Raw genomic sequence first — 17,645 nt, forward strand, 5'->3', positions numbered from 1 at the left:
GCCAGATGGTTTTGGGGGCCAAGGAGTTTGCCGAGGAGTTCTCCGGGCAGCGTGACACCACCGGGTTCGGGCGCCGGAGCACCGAACCCTGTGTGACCAACCGGATGCTGGCCGGCGGGCTCGTCCTCATGGTGGCCGCACTGCTGTGGCACATCTTCGCCATACCCATCGGCAATCCGTACTACGGCCTGTTCGACAACGGGCTCGACCTGGACGTGTATCGGGCGGGTGGCGCGGCCCTCCGCAACCGGTCCGGGCTCTACGACGGGCCGGTCGTGTTCGGCATGGACTTCACCTACACCCCGTTCGCGGCCCTGGTCTTCGTTCCGCTCACGATCGTCTCCCTGGTCACCGTCAAGGCGATGTGGTGGGCCGCGACCTTACTGGCCCTGATCGCGCTGACCGGGCGCTGCCTGCGCACCCTGAAATACCCGAATACGTTGCACACCTGGATGTTCGCGCTGGTGCTGGCGGTGATCTGCACGGTGCTCGAACCGGTGCGCTCCACGATCTGGCTCGGGCAGATCAATGTCTTCCTGGTCCTGCTGATCGTCTGGGACCTCACCTGCCCGCCCGCGGCCCGGCTGCGCGGTCTCGGGGTCGGCATCGCCGCCGGGATCAAACTGACACCCGCGTTCTTCCTCGTCTATCTCGTCTGCACCCGGCAGTGGCGGACGCTGGGAGCGGCGGCCGGGGCGTTCGCGGCGACCATCGCCCTCGGCTTCCTCGCCCGGCCCGGCGACGCGTACTCGTACTGGCGCGGACAGGTCACCGCCGCCGGCCGGGTCGGGGCGGTCGATTCGCCGGGCAACCAGTCCGTCAACGGTCTGCTCGCGCAGCTGCTGCGGTTCTTCGACGTCGAGCGCTACGCGTCGAATGCGTTCGGAGCGACCGTGTTCCAGCCGCCGACCTGGATGTGGCTGCTCGCGTTGCTCCCGGTCGTGGCTCTCGGGCTCGCAGCGGCGACGCTGGCTCATCGCGCCCACCGGGAGCTGCTGGCGATCACGGTCACGGGCATGACCGCCGCGTGCGCGTCACCGTTCTCGTGGGGCCACCACTGGGTGTGGTTCGTGCCCTTGCTGATTCTCGCCTGGCATCACGCCTGTACCGCCGCAACCCGCTGGACCTGGCTCGCCCCGGCAGTCGTCGTCCTGGTCGCCTTCAGCTGGTGGTGGACCTTCTCCGACCGGCCGCCCATGGAGGATTCACCGCACCCCATCGGAATCGGGCTGTTCATGATGCCGCGCGCCGACAACTCGGTGTGGTTCGCGTACATCACGGTGCCGACCTATGCGGGCTGCTATGTCCTGCTCCACATTCTGACGAGTTGCTACGTCATCAGGCGTACGACCAGCCGCGCACCGAGTCGACAGCGATCCGAATGATCGGCCCCGCAGGTGGATCTGCTTGGTACTGAGGATATTTGGCGACCAGCCAGCCGAGCGGCAGCTCACGGTCCACCGTGCCGTGGAGGATGTCGGCGGTGCCGTCGAGGCGCGTCCACCACAGCTGGGTCCAGTCCTCGTCGTAGTGATCGGCGAGCACGGAGACGCGAGGGTTGGCGGCGATATTGCGGAGGCGGCGGAGATCGGTGGTGGTCTTCGGTTTGTTGTCGATGGCGATCGCCACCAGCAACGGCGAATCGGCGGGGGAGACCGCGAACGTGACGGGCACCAGGTGCGGCACGCCGGTGGTATCGGCGGTGGCCAGCCGGGCCACCCGGGCGGCGCGGAACCTGGACAGAGCCGTGGCATCATCCGATCGCACGGGATCGACGGTAGACCGTCGGTGGTGTTGCGCCACCGCCGGTCCGGTGGTCACCGTCGTGCGGACAGCCCGTCCAGCACGATGCGCAGCGTGCGCCGCCACTGGTCCGGGGCGGCCCGCAGGCCGACGGTGTGATCGGCGGTGCCGACCCCGGCCAGTGCGAAAGCCACGTCCTCCCAGGCGATATCGACGCGCATCGAGCCGTTCCGCTGTGCCCTGCCGACCAATTCGCGCAGCCGGTCGCGCAAATCGCTTATGCAGCGGTCCACCTCGCCACTGCCCGCGCCGCCCAACGCGTCGTTGACCCCGCAGCTCTCCGCCCGCAAACCCACGTACGCGGCGGCGAATTCGGTGAATCCCTGCCATGGATCCGGTTCGGCGAGGGCGCGGTCGGCGGCGGCGATGCCCTCGTCGAGGACCTCCTCCAGCACAGCCGTCAGCAGTGCGTCGAGCGAGGGCACCCGCCGATAGAAGGTCCCCTTGCCCACCCCGGCCCGCTGCGCGATCTCCTGCGCGGTGACCGCCACCCCGACCTCCGCCACCGCCGCCCGCGCGGCCGTGACCAGCCGTTCGAGATTGCGGCGGGCATCGGCGCGGGGAGTCGGTGCGGCATTCCGGGCGAGCAGGCGATCGACGGCGGTCATGGCCGGACTCTAGCAAAAGTGGACTTTCCGGGTCCGCTTGACTAGCGTCCAAATCGGACGCATCGAGTCCGTTTGATGGAGGAGTGAGTGATGTCGGACCGCATCCGAGTGGGAATCATCGGCGCGAACCCGGACCGTGGCTGGGCCTCCCGCGCCCACATCCCGGCCCTGCGCGCCCTGCCGGACTACGAGCTGACCGCGGTCGGCACCAGCCGGCGCGAGAGTGCCGAACGCGCCGCCCGCGTGTTCGGCGCGGACCATGCCTTCACCGACGCGCGCGGGCTCGCCGAACATCCCGACGTCGACCTGGTCGTCATCACCGTGAAGGTCCCCGCGCACGCCGAACTGATCCGCGCCGCACTGGCCGCGGGCAAGCACGTCTACTCCGAATGGCCGCTCACCCGGACCACCGCCGAAGCCGGGGCCATCGTGGGCGCGGCCGCCGCTGCTCCCGGACTGCACGTCGTCGGACTGCAGGCCGGGCTCGCCCCCGCCGTCCAGAGAGCGGGTGCATTGATGGTCAATAGTCGCTTTGTGGGCAAGGTGGTTTCGGTCACGGTCTACGCGGCCCGCGGCAAGGGCGCGGGCGGCCGCATCCCGCAGTGGGCGGCCTACACCCTGGACCGCGAGAACGGGGCGGGAATGCTGGAGGTCGCGGGCGGCCACACCCTCGCGACAGTCGAATCCCTGGTCGGCCCGCTCACCGAGGTCTCGGCCGAGCTCGCGATCCGCCACCCGCTCACCATCATCAACGAAACCGGCGAGCGGGTATCGGTCACCAGCCCGGACCACCTGCTGTTGACCGGCCGCACCGACACAGGCGTACCGGTAGCGGCCCACATTCACGACGGCAAGGTCACCGACGGTCGCACCCGCATCGAAATCTCCGGCACCGACGGCGATCTGGTGATTGTCAGCGACGGCCCCTCGGGAGCGGGTGGCATCCAGATGAGCGACCTGCGGCTGCTGGGCTCCAACGGCCCGGGCGGCGCGTGGCAGGACCTGACGCCCGAGGAGGCCGGTCCCTTCGCGACGCTGCCGATCGAATCCCGCAACGTGGCAAGGCTTTACGACTGTCTGGCGGGCGACCTACGCCGCGATCTCCACCTGGTCCCGTCCTTCGAGACCGGCCTGCACATGCATCGCGTCCTGGACGCCATCCGCCGCAGCGCCGACTCCGGCAGGCGCGAGACGGTCGAAGCCGGAGCACCGGTCACTACCCGTTGAATCCCGGCAAGTAAGAGCCCCACCCCGCATCGGCGGGGTGGGGCTCGAGGGGTACCTCGTTCAGGACACGAACGCGCCCATGGTCGGCTGCCATTCGACGATGCGCTTGTCGGTCAGCAGGCCCTCGCGGTTGAACGGGTCGTTCTCGAACAGCGTGGTCACCGCCTCCAGGTCGTCGGCCTGAACCAGGATGAGCGCGCCCGATCCGTCCGGGTACGGACCGCTGGTGAGCACGGTGCCCGCATCGACCAGGCTGTTCAGCCACGCCCGGTGGTCGGGCCGGTGGATGTCGCGGCCGGGGACTGTGGCCTCGGAGTAGACGTAGTGGACGGCGAAGACGGCCATGGGCTCTCGCTCCTGATCGAAGTCGGTACGGATACAGAGAGGGTCAGAGCGTCAACAGCATTCGGGTATTCCCGAGTGTGTTCGGCTTGACGTAGGACAGATCCAGGAATTCGGCGACGCCGGTGTCGTAGGACCGGCACATCTCGGCGTACACCTCCGCGGTCACCGGCGTGCCCTCGATCTCCGCGAACCCGTGCCGGGCGAAGAAATCGACCTCGAAGGTCAGCACGAACACCCGCTTCAGCTCCAGCTCGCGCGCGACCGCGATGAGCTGCTCCACGATCAGCCGCCCCGCGCCCGTGCCCTTGATGTCGGGGTGCACCGCGACCGTGCGTACCTCGCCGAGGTCGGCCCAGAGCACGTGCAGCGCGCCGCAGCCGAGGATCTGGCCGTGGCGCTCGGCCACCCAGAATTCCTGGACCGCCTCGTACAGCGTCACCAGGTTCTTCTCGAGCAGGATCCGGCCGGCGTAGATGTCGATGAGGCTCTTGATCTCGGGCACGTCAGAGGTTCGCGCTCGGCGGACGATCGGCGCGACCGCCGAATGCCCGCCGATCGAACCACTGTCAGGTGCCCGTGTTGTCATGGGGTGCACAGTAGTCGGCCCGCGTACCGATAGGCTTATCGGTGTGTCGCACATCCAGCTCCCCCACATACCGGCATGGTCCGGAAACCATGGCCGGTGTCTCGGCCGGTGGGGGCGCTGGTGACCGTGCAACGTGACGAGTGGGAGGGTCGCTGGACCGATGCCGGCCCCGCGGCGAGTCCGGGATTCGCCCCTGTGCCCCGCCCGGAGGCGGCGGTGGAACCGCCGGTCGTCCCACTGCTGAACATCGCCAATGTGCTGACGGTGCTGCGCATCCTGATCGTGCCGCTGTTCCTGCTGGCGCTGTTCGCCCACGGTGGGCACGACACCGAGTGGCGCTGGATCGCGGCCGGGCTGTTCGGCGTCGCCGCCATCACCGACCGCATCGACGGGCAACTGGCTCGCAAATACGGCCTGGTCACCGACTTCGGCAAGCTGGCCGACCCGATCGCGGACAAGGCGCTCATCGGGGCCGCGCTCATCGGATTGTCGATGCTGCACGATCTGCCCTGGTGGATCACGATCGTCATCGTGGCCCGCGAACTGGGCGTGACGCTGCTGCGGCTGGCGGTGGTCCGGCGCGGTGTGATTCCCGCGGGCCGGGGCGGCAAGCTCAAGACGCTGGTCCAGTCCGTAGCCATTGCCGTGCTGTTGCTGCCTCTCTCCGGCGGATTCGCTTCGGCCGGAATGGACTTGATGTACGTGGCCGTCGCACTGACGGTGATCACCGGTCTCGACTACGTCGTGCAAGCGGCCCGCCTCTGGTTCGGGTCGCCGGGCGGCAGCCGTGCGGCCTGACGTCGAGGCCGCGCTGTCCCGCGTAGCGACCGCTCCGCCCATTCCGCCCGACCCGCTCGTCACCTCGGCGCCCGCCGCCGAACTGGTGGCGGCGCTCGCCGCCGCCGGTCAGACCGTGGCCACCGCGGAATCGCTGACCGCGGGACTGCTCAGCGCCGCCATCGCGGGAATTCCGGGCGCCAGCACGGTGTTGCGGGGTGGACTGATCGTGTACGCCACCGACCTCAAGCAGTCGCTCGCCGGTGTGAGTGCCGACACCCTGGCAGTCGACGGACCGGTAGCCGCGAGCACGGCCGAACAGCTCGCCGTCGGGGCCCGCCACCGCTGCGGAGCGGACTGGGGAATCGGGCTCACCGGAGTCGCCGGACCCGAACCACAGGACGGGCGACCGGTCGGCACGGTATTCCTTGGTATAGCGGGTCCGGAGTCCACCGAGGTACTTCGGTTGAAGTTGTCGGGGGACCGGTGGACGATCAGGGTGGGCGCGGTTCGCGCCGCGGTCACCGAGCTCGTCCGCATCGTCAGGGACGAGTGACGAGGCCGGGAACGCGCGGCCGACGCCGGACGTTGTCCAGTCAAACGCTGGGTCCGGCGAGACGAGTGTGAGGAGAACGAGATGACGCTGCTGCGAGAAGCCATCGGGGAAAGCCTGCGGCGCGCTCGGGTTGCCCAGAGCCGGACGCTGCGTGAGGTCTCCACCTCCGCGCGCGTGAGTCTGGGGTACCTGTCGGAGGTCGAGCGCGGCCGCAAGGAGGCGTCCAGTGAGCTGCTGGCCGCCATCTGCCAGGCGCTGGACGTGCCACTGGCGCAGGTGCTCTTCGACGTGAGTTCCAGCATGGCCGACGCCGACAAGGCCACCGCGCTGGCCGCCGACAAGGCCACCGCGGGGGTGGGAGCCGGCAAAGTGCCCGCCAAAGCCGGGCTCGCCAAGGTTACCCCGCGGGGTGGTGATGGCGACGTGGCCCTGGCCGCGGATGGAACTTTCGGGCCCCGCATTGTGATTCCGGCCCCGAAGTCGGATCGTCTGGTGCTGGTGGCTGCCAAGTGACCACTGTGCTGTGGAGCCGAAAGGGATAAATTCTCTGTAGGCTTCGTGCCGGAGACGTCGTGCTGTTGCCGAAGTCTCCGGAACGGCCGTTGCACAGTGGAGATAGGGACAACAGGGGTGCGCGACGGTCGCGCACTACTGTCGCGCTACGGGGCGCGGCACGTCATATGGAGGCGGGATCAATCGATGGCTAATCCGTTCGTGAAGGCCTGGAAGTACCTGATGGCCCTCTTCGATTCGAAGATCGAGGAGCATGCGGATCCGAAGGTTCAGATCCAGCAGGCCATCGAGGAAGCCCAGCGCCAGCATCAGGCCCTCTCGCAGCAGGCCGCGTCGGTGATCGGCAACCAGCGCCAGCTGGAGATGAAGCTCAACCGCCAGCTGGACGAGGTCGAGAAGCTCAATGCCAATGCGCGCCAGGCGGTTATGCTGGCCGACCAGGCCAGTGGCGCCGGTGACACCGAGAAGGCCATCCAATACACCAATGCCGCTGAGGCTTTCGCCGCCCAGCTGGTGACCGCCGAACAGTCCGTCGAGGATCTGAAGGTGCTGCACGACCAGTCGCTGCAGGCCGCCGCCCAGGCCAAGAAGGCGGTCGAGCAGAACGCCATGCTGCTGCAGCAGAAGGTCGCCGAGCGCACCAAGCTGCTCTCGCAGCTGGAGCAGGCCAAGATGCAGGAGCAGGTCTCGGCCTCGCTGCAGCAGATGGACTCCACCCTGTCGGCCCCCGGCGCCGTCCCCAGCCTGGATGCGGTGCGCGAGAAGATCGAACGTCGCTACGCCAACGCGCTCGGTGCCGCCGAGCTGGCGGGCAACTCGGTCCAGGGCCGCATGCTCGAGGTCCAGCAGGCCAGCGTTCAGATGGCGGGCCACAACCGCCTCGAGCAGATCCGCGCCTCCATGCGCGGCGACTCGCTGCCCGCCGGTGGCGCCCAGCAGCAGATCCAGCAGGGTCAGCCCGCGCAGCCGGCCGCCCAGCCCAACTTCAACAAGGGCCAGGCCGCCCAGCAGTAACTGCTGCGCGAAAGGTAGTGCACGATGGGGAGATCGCGGGCCGACAACAGTCCCGCGACCTCCCCTGCCCGTTTTCTGCGCCGTACCCGCGCCAAAACCTCCGACCCCATCCCGGGTTTCCCCTCCCCGTTCCCGCCGCCCGCAAACCCGCAGCCTCCCGCGCACTCCGAAACCGCCGGGCCTGAAACAGCTTCCGCACCGCCTATGAGCGCTGTCCCAGTGCCGGAGCACAATCCGCCCCACTCGACCGGTTTCGACGGCCACTCCGCCCGCACCGATGCAGCACGGCCGTCCACCGCCGCGAATCGGACCGTCCCCGGCGCGACGCCACCTCCGGCGTGTGCGCCGTCGACGTCGCCGCCCGGCTTCGAAACGAGCACGGCTCGGCCAGGTTTCGCGAGCCGTTCCGCCCAGCGTGGTCGGACCGGGAGCGCTGCAGCCGAAGTCGGCCGTCAGCCGGACGGCGCGCAGCCTGCCTTCGGGGCGGGCAGGTCAGGGGCCGGGCCCGGTCCGGCCGGAAGCGGCCGGGGGAAGCGGGCGCGGCGGGAGCGGGCCACCGAGGCGGTGCGAGACGTGTTGGCGCCCACCGGGTTCGAGCCCGAGGAGTTGGCGCAGCGACTGCCGGATACCTTGCGGGGTGTGGGGGAGCAGGCGTTGGTGGCCGTTCGGAAGTGGGCGGATCCGCGGGAGCGTGAGTTGAGGAAGCGGCGTCGGGCACGGCGTCGGAGTTTCCGGCTGGGAACGGCTTCGGGGTTGACGACGGCCGGAACTATTGGACTGGTGCTGATTTCGGCACCGGCGTGGGCGGTGGTCGTGGTCGGTGGTGGTGCGGTGGCGCTGGTTACCGGGACCGCGGTGACGGCCCGGCGGTATCTGGAGATGCGCCGGGAACCGCTGCCGCAGGCCGCTTTCGTTCCTCGGAAGCTGCCGCCGATCCGGTCCGCGGCGCGGGCGTCGATCGCCCGATTGGTCCGGGCCGAGCGGGCACTGCACGGACTGCACTCGCAGATCGCACGGACGGGCAGGCTTCCGGAGGACGATCTCAACGACACCCTGGAAACAGCCGCATCGGGGGCCGCCGCACTGCACGCGCTGGCCCAGGACGTCGTCGCCATGGAGCGGGCCGCCGGTGCGCTCGGCGCGAATTCGCCACTGGGCGAGCACGTCCAGGCCGTCTCCATCCGGCTCGACGGCGGAGTCGTCGAATTCGAGGGCATGGTCGCGGCCGCGGCCCGGGTGCTGGCTGTCCCCGAGAGCGCAGCCATCGCCGACGATCTCGGCTGGGCCATGGTCGGCCTGCGCGACGCCGCCGAGCGCCTCGACGGCTGGGCCCAGGCCCTCACCGATCTGGCCGACCAGCGCTTCCGCGCCAATCCCTGACCTGTCCGCATCGCTGCGAACCGGGCCTCCCCCGGGGCGTGGCTCGGGCAGTTGCAGGTCGGTGGGCTGCCGCCACGCGAACGCGGCCTACTGGCCCGGCCGGGGGACTCGGGGAGAACCCTGATCTGTCCCGGATTTCGGTGCTGACCTGGTGATTTTCTCAGGTTGGCGACGCAGTATGGATGGTGTCGGATCGCGCGGACGGCGGTTCGGAGACTAGGGAGGTTAGGAATGTTCTGGAAGATTCTCGGCGTCGTCGTCCTCGTGTGGATCGCCTTCGCGGTGCTCGGATGGCTGATCAAGGCGCTGTTCCCGATTCTGCTGGTGAGCGCCATCATCTTCGGTCTGTACGTGCTGTACAAGGCGGTGTCGGGCTCGAAGGACAAGTCGCCGCTGAGCAAGTTCTGATCGGTCGAAACTTTCGGACCGTCCGCCCGGGTAGCCGGGGCGGGCGGTCCTTCTTTCGTATGATCGCAGCATGGCTACTGCTGTCGTTGCCACCGCTTATGGTGGACCGGAAGTCTTGTCGCTGGTCGAGGTCGAGGTGCCCGATCCGGGGCCGGGTGAGGTCAGCATCGCGGTGCGGGCCGCCGGGGTGAATCCCTTCGACTACAAGCTCTACAGCGGTGCGTTCGGCACCGATCCCAGCAAGCTCCCGCTCCGGCTGGGCCTGGAGGTGGCCGGAGTGGTCACCGCGGTGGGTCCCGATGCCGAGGGGCCGGCCGGGCCGATCTCGGTCGGTGACGAGGTGATCGCGCCGGTAGGTGGCGGCTACGCCACCGCCGTCACCGTGCCGGCCGCCCGGGCCGTGCCCAAACCCGCGGATGTGGATTGGAAACATGCGGCCGGTGTGCTCAGCGTCGGCGGGACCGCGGTGCATCTGCTCGCCGCGACCGGCGTCGGGCCGGGGGACACCGTACTGATCCACGGCGCCGCGGGCAGTGTCGGCGCGCTGGCCGCGCAATTGGCGGTGGCGCGGGGCGCGCGGGTGATCGGCACGGCCTCGCCGAGCCGGCATGAACGCTTGCGCGCCTACGGTGTCGAGCCGGTCGCATACGGCCCCGGACTGGCTGATCGCGTCAAGGCGTTGGCTCCCAACGGAATCGACGTGGCCCTCGACACGGTGGCCACCGAGGAAGCGGTCGACGTCTCTTTGGAACTGGTGGCAGATCGGAGCCGGATCGCGACCATCGTGGCGTTCGATCGGGCGGCCGCGGAGGGGTTCAAGGCCCTCGGTATGGGTCCCGGGGGCGATCCGGGCACCGAGATCCGCGGCAATGCCTGGCGTGAGTTGCTGCCGCTATTGTCCACGGGCAAGCTGGATTTGGCGATCGCCAAGACGTTCCCGCTGTCGGAGGCGGCTGCGGCGCACGAGTTCGTCATCGAGGGGCACGCGGGTGGAAAGGTCATTCTGCTGCCCTGAACCGGGCCGCATCGATTTGGCGAAACGTCCCATATGAGTGACCCACACGGCATATGTTGTTGCCCACAACATATGCCGTGTGTGCGGTCGCAACCCAGTGACCGCCGCGTGAAAGGTCACCCTGATGAGGACGAAAAGCGCGCTCCCGCCGACGAAGTCCGGACGCCGACGGGGCTATGCCGCCGCCGCGCTCGCACTGTCCGGCCTGCTCACCCTCACCGCCTGCGGGTCCAATTCCAGCAGTACGACCTCCTCGTCGAACGCGCCATCGGGCGGCGGCGCCAATGGGACGGTCGGGGTCATCCTCCCCGAGACCGCCACCTCGGCCCGCTGGGAATCCTTCGACAAGCCGCTGCTGCAGAAAGCCTTGAACGAAGCCGGATTCGACGCCGACGTGCAGAACGCGCAGGGCGATGTCCAGAAGTTCTCCACCCTCGCCGACGGCATGATCGCCAAGGGCGTGAAGGTGCTGCTCATCGCCTCCATCAACAGCGAGGTGGGCAGCGCGGTCGCGGCCAAGGCCAAGCAGGCCGGCATTCCGACCATCGACTACGACCGCCTCAACCTCGGCGGATCCTCCGACTACTACGTGTCTTTCGACAATGTGAAGGTCGGCGCCCTGCAGGGCCAGGGGCTGGCCACCGCGCTGAAGGACAAGCCGGGCGCGCAGGTCGTCGAGATCGAAGGCGCGCCGACCGACAACAACGCCACCCTGTTCCACCAGGGGCAGGAGCAGGTGCTCCAGCCCCTGTACGACTCGGGCGCGCTGAAACTGGTGCGCAGCCAGGCCATCGACGACTGGAACAACCAGAAGGGCGGCACCACCTTCGAGCAGATCCTCACCGGCGCCAACGGCAAGGTCGACGGCGTCGTCGCCGCCAATGACGGCCTGGCCGGTGCGGTGATCACGGTGCTGAAGAAGAACGGCCTCAACGGCAAGGTGCCGGTGACCGGTCAGGACGCCACCGTGGACGGTCTCAAGGCGGTGCTGCGCGGGGACCAGTACATGACCGTGTTCAAGCCCATCAAGGACGAGGCCGAGAACGCCGCGAAACTCGCTGTGGCCCTGGCCAAGGGCGACAAGGCCGCGGCGGATGCCCTGGCGCAGGGCGTGAGTCAGGATCCCAAGGGGAAGCGCGATGTGAAATCGGTGCTGCTGCAACCGCAGTTGATCACCAAGGCAGAGGTCAAGCAGGTGGTGGACTCGGGCTTCGTGAAGTCCTCCGACGTCTGCTCGGGCGACGTGAAGTCCGCCTGCACCGAACTCGGCATCGCCTGAGGGTCGAGAGACATGAGTGAGCCGCTGCTCCAGATCACCGGCCTGAACAAGAGTTTCGGACCGGTGCACGTGCTGCACGACGTGGACCTCACCGTGCCGGCGGGAGAGGTCACCGCACTCGTCGGCGACAATGGCGCGGGCAAATCCACGCTGGTGAAATGTGTTGCCGGAATCCACGCCGCCGACTCCGGCGAAGTGCGATTCCGCGGCGAACCCGTACACCTGCGTGGCGCCAAGGACGCGGCGGCGCTCGGCATCGAGGTCGTCTACCAGGACCTGGCCCTGGCCGACAACCTCGACATCGTGGCCAATATGTTCCTCGGCCGGGAGCGCGGCAAGCCGTGGCTGCTGGACGAGGCGAGCATGGAGGAGGCGGCGCGGCGCACCCTGGCCTCGTTGGGGGTGCGCACCGTGAAATCGGTGCGCACCCCGGTCGCAGCCCTGTCCGGCGGGCAACGCCAGACCGTGGCCATCGCGAAAGCCGTGCTGTGGAACAGCAATCTGGTGCTACTGGACGAACCCACCGCGGCACTCGGGGTAGCGCAGACCCGGCAGGTGCTGGATCTGGTGCGGCGGCTGGCCGAACAGGGGCTGGGGGTGGTGCTGATCAGCCACAACCTGGCCGACGTGTTCGAGGTCGCCGATCGGATCGCGGTGCTGTACCTGGGCCGGATGGCCGCGCAGGTGCGGACCGCCGATGTCACCACCGGCCAGGTGGTGGAGTTGATCACCGCCGGACGTTCCGGCGATCTGGGCTTGGCGCGGCCGGAAGCCGCGGTGCTGTGAGGAAGCCACTGCTATGACCAATGTTTCGGAATCGGCGGCGGCCGAACCGGGTACCGCCATCACCGACTTCGGGATCGACACCACGACGCGGTCGACGCGAGAAGCCGTGCGCGACTACGCGGCCCGGCTGCGCGCCGGAGATATCGGGTCCCTACCCGCGATCCTGGGCCTGATCGCGCTGGTGGTGCTGTTCTCGCTGATGTCGGATGTGTTCTTCTCGCTCAACAATATTGCGAACCTGCTGGCGCAGGGGGCGGGGCAGACGATCATCGCCATCGGGATCGTGTTCGTGCTGCTGATCGGGGAGATCGATCTGTCGGCGGGCACGGCGTCCGGGGTGGCGGGGGCGGTGCTGGCCATGCACTACGTGGACAACGGGAACCTGTTGACCGGCATGGGATCCACGGTGTTCTTCGTGTTCAACGCCATGCTGGTGCTGGCCGCGATCCTGGCGGGGCTGCTGCGGATCTGGCCGGGCGTGGCGTTCTCGGTGCTGGGAATCATACTGACGGTCATCGGGTTTCAGGCGAATCCGTGGATCGAGATGCTGCTCGCGGTGTGCGTGGGCGCGGCCATCGGATGCATCACCGGGTTCCTGATCGCGAAGATCGGGATGCCGTCGTTCGTGGTGACGCTGGCGCTGTTCCTGGCGTGGCAGGGGGTGATCCTGCAGCTCATCGGTGAGGGCGGGGTGCTGGGGATCAATTCGTCGCACGTGCTCAATGCGGTGGCGAACGGGAACCTGTCCACGGCCGCGAGCTGGGTGCTGTGCGTGGTGGCGGCCGGTGGGTATGCGGCGGTCACGCTGGGCGGGCATCTGCGGCGGCGGCGTCGCGGGCTGGTCACGTCCCCGACACCGCTGGTGGTCGCGAAAGTGGTGGCGCTCAGCGGGTTCGCGATCGTGGTGACGGCGTTGCTCACCGTGAATCGTTCACCCAGCAAGCTGATCGTGATCTCCGGTGTGCCGTATGTGGTTCCGATCGTGCTGGTGCTGCTGGTCGCGGGGACCTATGTGCTGACCCGTACCACCTACGGCCGTCACATCTATGCCGTCGGCGGGAACCTGGAGGCGGCCCGGCGCGCGGGCATCAATGTAACCCAGTTGCGGGCAAGTGTTTTCGTCATCTGCTCGGCCTGCGCGGCGATCGGCGCCATCGTCTACTCCTCGAAGGTCGGTTCGGTCGATCCGCAGGCGGGCGGGCTCAACACCCTGCTGTTCGCGGTCGGCGCGGCGGTCATCGGCGGCACCTCCCTGTTCGGCGGCCGGGGCCGGGTGGCCGACGCGGTGATCGGCGGTGCGGTGCTGGCCGTGGTCTCGAACGGCCTGGGCCTGCTGCGGCAGCCCGCGGCGGTGGTGTCCATCGTGACCGGGCTGGTGCTGCTGCTCGCCGCGACCGTCGACGCACTCTCCAGACGCCGCGTGGCGATAACGGGCCGCTGAGCGTGGCGATTACAGGTTGTTGAGCCGCGCAATGGTATTACCGAGTCCATGACCGTCGCCCGACCGGACGAGGTGCGCCGATTCAACCGGTCGAGCCTCCTGCGGCTGCTACACATCGGAGGCCCCGCCACCCGGGCGGCGCTGGCGGTCGAGCTCGGGCTCAATCGGTCCACCATCAAAATGCTCGTCGACGGGCTCGCCGAGGACGGGGTGGTGGAGGAGAAGGTGCCGCGGCTGGCGCGCGGCGCCGGGCGGCCCTCGCTGCTGGTGCTGCCGCAACCACAGGCGGCGGTGGTGCTGGCGGTGGATGTGCAGGCCGAGCACGTGGGGATCGCGCTGGTCGGCTTCGGCGGGCAGGTCATGGGGCGCAACAGCTGGAATCTGCGTGGGCGGCAACGGGAACCGGACGAGGTGATCACCCACGTCGCGGAATCGGCGGCCATGCTCGCGGAGGATCTGGGCATGCGGCCGGTGGCGGCCGGCGTCTGTGTTCCCGGCGTGGTGCGGCGCGCGGACGGCCTGGTGCACAATGCCGCCAACCTGCGCTGGGGTGAGGTGGCGCTGGGGCAGCGGCTGCACGCGGTGCTGGACGTGCCCGTCACCGTCGGCAACGACGCCGAATTCGGCGCGCTCGCAGAGCATGTCAGGGGTGTCGGGCGTGCGGCCGCCGATGCGGTCTTCGTCTCGGCCGATGTCGGGGTCGGCGGCGGGCTCATCGCTCAGCGTGCGCTGTTGCGCGGATCCGCAGGGTATCTCGGCGAGATCGGCCATATGACGGTGCGGCCCGGCGGACGAAAGTGTTACTGCGGCAACGAAGGCTGCTGGGAGACCGAGGTGGGTGAGGCGGCGCTGTGCCGCGCCCTCGGCATGCCCGAGCACGGCCCGCGCGGGGCGATCGTCGCCGAACTCCGTGAGCTGCAGGGTGATTGGGAAGTCCGGCTCGACGGCTATCTCGAATGGATGACCCTGGGCCTGGTCAACGTGGTCAATATCCTTGGGCCCGAACTGGTGGTGCTCGGCGACCTCTTCACCGCGCTCCCGGAACCGGCCATCGACCGGGTCCGCGACCAGGTCCACCGACGCAGCATGGTGAGCCGTGCTTTCGGCGGGGTTCGTATCGACAAGTCACGTCTGGGGCCGGATCTGAAGCTGCTCGGGGCGGCGGAAGCGGCCTTCGAGGGCGTGCTCGCCATGCTGTGACGCCCCGCGTGGCGGTGGGGTGCGAAGTTCGCGTCGGCCATGGGTCGCGGCTGGTGTTCAATGCAGGATATGGAGCAGCTTCCCGAGGACTGGCAGCGCGGGATCGTCATCGCCGCGCATCCCGATGACATCGAATACGGTGCGGCCGCCGCGGTCGCGCGCTGGACCAGGCAGGGCAAGGACATTCGCTACGTACTGGTCAGCAGTGGCGAGGCGGGGATCGCGGGGCTGCCGCCGGCCGAGTGCGGGCCGCTGCGGGAGGACGAGGAGCGGGCCTCGGCCAAGATCGTCGGCGTCAGCGAGGTGGAATTCCTCGGTCACCCGGACGGGCGGATCGAGGAATCCCTGGCGCTGCGCCGGGATCTGGCCGCCGCCATCCGCCGCCACCGCCCGGACATGGTGGTGCTGTTCAACTTCGGCGACACCTGGGCCCGCGGCTACCCCAACTCCGCCGACCACCGCGCCGTCGGCCGCGCCGCCCTGGACGCCGTGTCCGACGCGGGCAACGAATGGATCCACCCCGAACTCGCCGAGCTGCCCGCCTGGTCGCCGCGCTGGGCCGCCGTGTACGGCGTTCCGGACGGCGGCCACGGGCTGGACGTCACCGACACGTTCGAGACCGCCGTCGAATCCCTCACCGCCCACCGCCGCTACCTCGAGGCCCTCGGCCCCGAGCCGGCCGAAACCCAGGCCCGCGCCGTCCTGGAAATGACCGCCGGCCCGAAGGAAGGCGTCCCCGGTGCCCACACCCTGACCTTCGAGCTCTACCACTTCGCAGGCTGAGCAGGCTGAGCAGGGTCGCGGTCGATGCCACCGCGACAATTGATTTCGCAAGCCTCCGGGTAACTCCGGGGGTACCCCCGAAATAGGTGATGATTCGGACCGCCGGTACGCGTGCCCGACGTGGACGGCTCTCATCCGTGCGCTGGAGTGGCGGGGAGGCGGGGGAGCCCGCCGGTACGCGTGCCCGACGTTGACGGCTCTCATCCGTGCGCTGGAGTCGCGGGGAGGCGGGGGAGCGGGGTGTGGCACCCTGGGGCCGTGCGAGTAGCGGTGGTGGCCGGGCCTGATCCGGGGCATGCCTTTCCGGCGATTGCGTTGTGTCAGCGGTTGCTGGCGGCTGGCGATGAGCCGGTGCTGTTCACCAGCCCGCGGTGGTTCGACGCGGCCCGTGAGGCCGGGATCGGGGTGCGGCGGCTCAAGGGCCTCGCACCCCGGGCCGAGGACGACGACAGTGACGCGGGCGCCAAAGTTCATCAACGGGCCGCGCATATTTCGACCGAGATCCTGCCCGATCTGAGCGCCATGCTGCCGGAACTGGTGGTGTCGGACGTGCTCACCGTCGGGGGCGGGATGGCGGCGGAGCGGCTGCGGCTGCCCTGGGTGGAACTGTCACCGCACCCGCTGTACCTGCCGTCGAAGGGCTTGCCGCCCATCGGGAGTGGGCTCGCCGCGGGGGAGGGCATGCGCGGGCGCGCCCGGGATTCGGTGCTGCGCGGGCTGACGTCGCGGGCCATCCGGCGTGGGGAACTGCAGCGTGAGCAGGCCCGTGCGAGTATCGGCCTGCCACCCGAGGACCCGGGCCCGACCGCCCGCCTGGTCGCCACCCTGCCCGCCCTCGAGGTGCCGCGCCCCGACTGGCCGGACAATGCGCACCTGGTCGGCCCGCTGCTCTGGGAGCCGACCGATCACATCCTGGATCTACCGCCCGGTGACGAACCCTTGATCATGGTCGCCCCCTCGACCGCCCAGACCGGCACCGCGGGCCTGGCCGACATCGCCCTCGAGGCCCTCGAAGGTGCGGGCGTCCGGGTCGCCGTCTCCATGCTCGACACCCCGCCCGCCGACCTCCCGCCCTGGGCCACAGCAGGTTTGGGCCGCCAGGACGAGATCCTGCGCCACGCCTCGGTCGTGATCGGCGGCGGCGGCCACGGCCTGCTCGCCAAAACTCTGCTGGCCGGCGTCCCCATCGTCACCGTCCCCGGCGGCGGCGACCAGTGGGAACTCGCCAATCGCGCCGCCCGCCAGGGCAGTTCCATCCTGGTCCGCCCCGTTACCCCCGAATCCATCCGAGACGCCGTCAAACGCATCCTCGACGACGCCTCCTACACCGACGCCGCCCACTCCGCGGCCACCGGCATCACCGTGGTAACCGACCCGGTCGAAATCTGCCACGCCGCCGTCGAATCCCCACCCGCCGCCTGACTTTCGGTTGCGACGCCGGTTGGAAGTTCCGGCATCCCCTGCGGCCTGATCTGTCGGACCTGTCCTGGATAACGCGGCGGTCGAACCCATGCCTGCCGTCATGACTTTCGGTGATGACGCGGAACAGTCGTGCCCGCCGCTGTGGCCCACTCGATCGCCACGGAGGCGCCCGGCACAGTCGAGATCCGGCTCGTCGCCGCAACAATTGTTTCGGGTGTTCGTCCTTTCGGCCAGCCATCGCGAGGCGGTCGTCGGAGGCGGTGGCTGGGTTTGGCTCGGGCGCGGGGCGGTGGCGTAGGCTCGCGGCCGTGCGGTTGACGGAGTTCCAGGAGCTGTTGCATAGCGAGTTCGGGACGGCGCGGGGAGACGTGCTGCTGACCGATCATGTACTGCCGTCCATGGGGCGGACGGGCGCCCAGGCCATCGAGGCGGGGGTGGATCCCCGCGACGTGTGGCGGGCGCTGTGCGCGGAATTCGACGTGCCGAAGTCGCGATGGTGATC

Annotated in this window: 20 protein-coding genes; 16 read left to right on the plus strand and 4 right to left on the minus strand. The window is 69.2% G+C overall.

Going from position 1 to position 17,645, the window contains the following annotated elements:
- The first annotated feature begins 5 nt into the window (after positions 1-5).
- On the plus strand, positions 6-1,385 hold the full coding sequence (locus ACIRRA_RS03875; RefSeq protein WP_402762702.1) for a glycosyltransferase 87 family protein: 1,380 nt from the start codon (positions 6-8) through the stop codon (positions 1,383-1,385).
- On the opposite strand, the gene ACIRRA_RS03880 is transcribed toward ACIRRA_RS03875, so the two are convergent.
- Both ACIRRA_RS03880 and ACIRRA_RS03885 read right to left on the minus strand, forming a co-directional pair.
- Positions 1,339-1,767 carry a TIGR03668 family PPOX class F420-dependent oxidoreductase gene (locus ACIRRA_RS03880; RefSeq protein ID WP_402762705.1) on the minus strand — a complete coding sequence of 143 codons (429 nt, stop codon included), beginning with the start codon at positions 1,765-1,767 and terminating at the stop codon, positions 1,339-1,341. The genes ACIRRA_RS03875 and ACIRRA_RS03880 overlap by 47 nt on opposite strands.
- 50 nt (positions 1,768-1,817) lie before the next feature.
- Entirely contained in the window at positions 1,818-2,411 is a 594-nt protein-coding gene (locus ACIRRA_RS03885; protein ID WP_402762708.1) for a TetR/AcrR family transcriptional regulator, read from the minus strand.
- A gap of 90 nt (positions 2,412-2,501) precedes the next feature.
- On the opposite strand from ACIRRA_RS03885, the gene ACIRRA_RS03890 reads away from it, so the two are divergent.
- Positions 2,502-3,638, plus strand: a complete 1,137-nt coding sequence (locus tag ACIRRA_RS03890; RefSeq protein WP_402762710.1) for a Gfo/Idh/MocA family protein — start codon at positions 2,502-2,504, stop codon at positions 3,636-3,638.
- 60 nt (positions 3,639-3,698) lie between these two features.
- Here the strand turns inward: ACIRRA_RS03890 and ACIRRA_RS03895 are convergent, their stop codons facing one another.
- Positions 3,699-3,983: a YciI family protein gene (locus ACIRRA_RS03895; protein WP_354839554.1), complete on the minus strand. Its 285-nt coding sequence runs from the start codon at positions 3,981-3,983 to the stop codon at positions 3,699-3,701.
- A 43-nt stretch (positions 3,984-4,026) separates the two neighbouring features.
- Positions 4,027-4,569, minus strand: a complete 543-nt coding sequence (locus ACIRRA_RS03900) for an amino-acid N-acetyltransferase (protein ID WP_402762714.1) — start codon at positions 4,567-4,569, stop codon at positions 4,027-4,029.
- A gap of 120 nt (positions 4,570-4,689) precedes the next feature.
- Between ACIRRA_RS03900 and pgsA the strand changes: the two genes are divergently transcribed.
- The 14 genes from pgsA to ACIRRA_RS03970 all read left to right on the plus strand — a co-directional run bounded on the left by pgsA (position 4,690) and on the right by ACIRRA_RS03970 (position 17,643).
- The gene (pgsA, locus tag ACIRRA_RS03905) at positions 4,690-5,367 is read left to right on the plus strand and encodes a CDP-diacylglycerol--glycerol-3-phosphate 3-phosphatidyltransferase (protein ID WP_402762717.1); all 678 of its coding nucleotides are present in this window, start codon (positions 4,690-4,692) and stop codon (positions 5,365-5,367) included.
- Complete coding sequence (locus ACIRRA_RS03910) at positions 5,357-5,902, plus strand: CinA family protein (RefSeq protein WP_402762719.1); 546 nt, start codon at positions 5,357-5,359, stop codon at positions 5,900-5,902. Before pgsA ends, ACIRRA_RS03910 begins: the two co-directional genes overlap by 11 nt.
- Before the next feature lie 81 nt (positions 5,903-5,983).
- Positions 5,984-6,415 (plus strand): helix-turn-helix domain-containing protein, encoded by a 432-nt coding sequence (locus tag ACIRRA_RS03915; protein ID WP_402762722.1) that lies wholly within the window; start codon positions 5,984-5,986, stop codon positions 6,413-6,415.
- A gap of 186 nt (positions 6,416-6,601) precedes the next feature.
- The gene (gene pspA, locus ACIRRA_RS03920; protein WP_356998434.1) at positions 6,602-7,429 is read left to right on the plus strand and encodes a phage shock protein PspA; all 828 of its coding nucleotides are present in this window, start codon (positions 6,602-6,604) and stop codon (positions 7,427-7,429) included.
- A 780-nt stretch (positions 7,430-8,209) separates the two neighbouring features.
- A complete protein-coding gene (locus ACIRRA_RS03925; protein WP_402762725.1) occupies positions 8,210-8,809 on the plus strand; it encodes a hypothetical protein in 600 nt (199 codons plus the stop codon).
- A 231-nt stretch (positions 8,810-9,040) separates the two neighbouring features.
- Positions 9,041-9,217 carry a hypothetical protein gene (locus ACIRRA_RS03930; protein ID WP_040859444.1) on the plus strand — a complete coding sequence of 59 codons (177 nt, stop codon included), beginning with the start codon at positions 9,041-9,043 and terminating at the stop codon, positions 9,215-9,217.
- 70 nt (positions 9,218-9,287) lie between these two features.
- Complete coding sequence (locus tag ACIRRA_RS03935) at positions 9,288-10,232, plus strand: zinc-binding alcohol dehydrogenase family protein (protein WP_402762728.1); 945 nt, start codon at positions 9,288-9,290, stop codon at positions 10,230-10,232.
- A 124-nt stretch (positions 10,233-10,356) separates the two neighbouring features.
- A complete protein-coding gene (locus tag ACIRRA_RS03940) occupies positions 10,357-11,511 on the plus strand; it encodes a sugar ABC transporter substrate-binding protein (protein WP_402762730.1) in 1,155 nt (384 codons plus the stop codon).
- A 12-nt stretch (positions 11,512-11,523) separates the two neighbouring features.
- Positions 11,524-12,297, plus strand: coding sequence for an ATP-binding cassette domain-containing protein (locus ACIRRA_RS03945; RefSeq protein ID WP_040859440.1), 774 nt, complete (start codon positions 11,524-11,526; stop codon positions 12,295-12,297).
- A 13-nt stretch (positions 12,298-12,310) separates the two neighbouring features.
- Entirely contained in the window at positions 12,311-13,738 is a 1,428-nt protein-coding gene (locus ACIRRA_RS03950; protein ID WP_402762733.1) for a sugar ABC transporter permease, read from the plus strand.
- 48 nt (positions 13,739-13,786) lie between these two features.
- On the plus strand, positions 13,787-14,938 hold the full coding sequence (locus ACIRRA_RS03955) for an ROK family protein (RefSeq protein WP_402762735.1): 1,152 nt from the start codon (positions 13,787-13,789) through the stop codon (positions 14,936-14,938).
- A gap of 69 nt (positions 14,939-15,007) precedes the next feature.
- Positions 15,008-15,721 carry a PIG-L deacetylase family protein gene (locus ACIRRA_RS03960; protein ID WP_402762738.1) on the plus strand — a complete coding sequence of 238 codons (714 nt, stop codon included), beginning with the start codon at positions 15,008-15,010 and terminating at the stop codon, positions 15,719-15,721.
- A 258-nt stretch (positions 15,722-15,979) separates the two neighbouring features.
- Positions 15,980-17,143, plus strand: coding sequence for a glycosyltransferase (locus ACIRRA_RS03965; protein ID WP_402762740.1), 1,164 nt, complete (start codon positions 15,980-15,982; stop codon positions 17,141-17,143).
- 308 nt (positions 17,144-17,451) lie between these two features.
- Positions 17,452-17,643 (plus strand): DUF3046 domain-containing protein, encoded by a 192-nt coding sequence (locus tag ACIRRA_RS03970; protein WP_402762742.1) that lies wholly within the window; start codon positions 17,452-17,454, stop codon positions 17,641-17,643.
- Positions 17,644-17,645 lie beyond the last annotated feature (2 nt).

Origin of the sequence: Nocardia sp. NPDC101769 (genome assembly GCF_044766925.1) — a bacterium.
In the GTDB taxonomy this organism is placed as follows: Bacteria; Actinomycetota; Actinomycetes; order Mycobacteriales; family Mycobacteriaceae; genus Nocardia.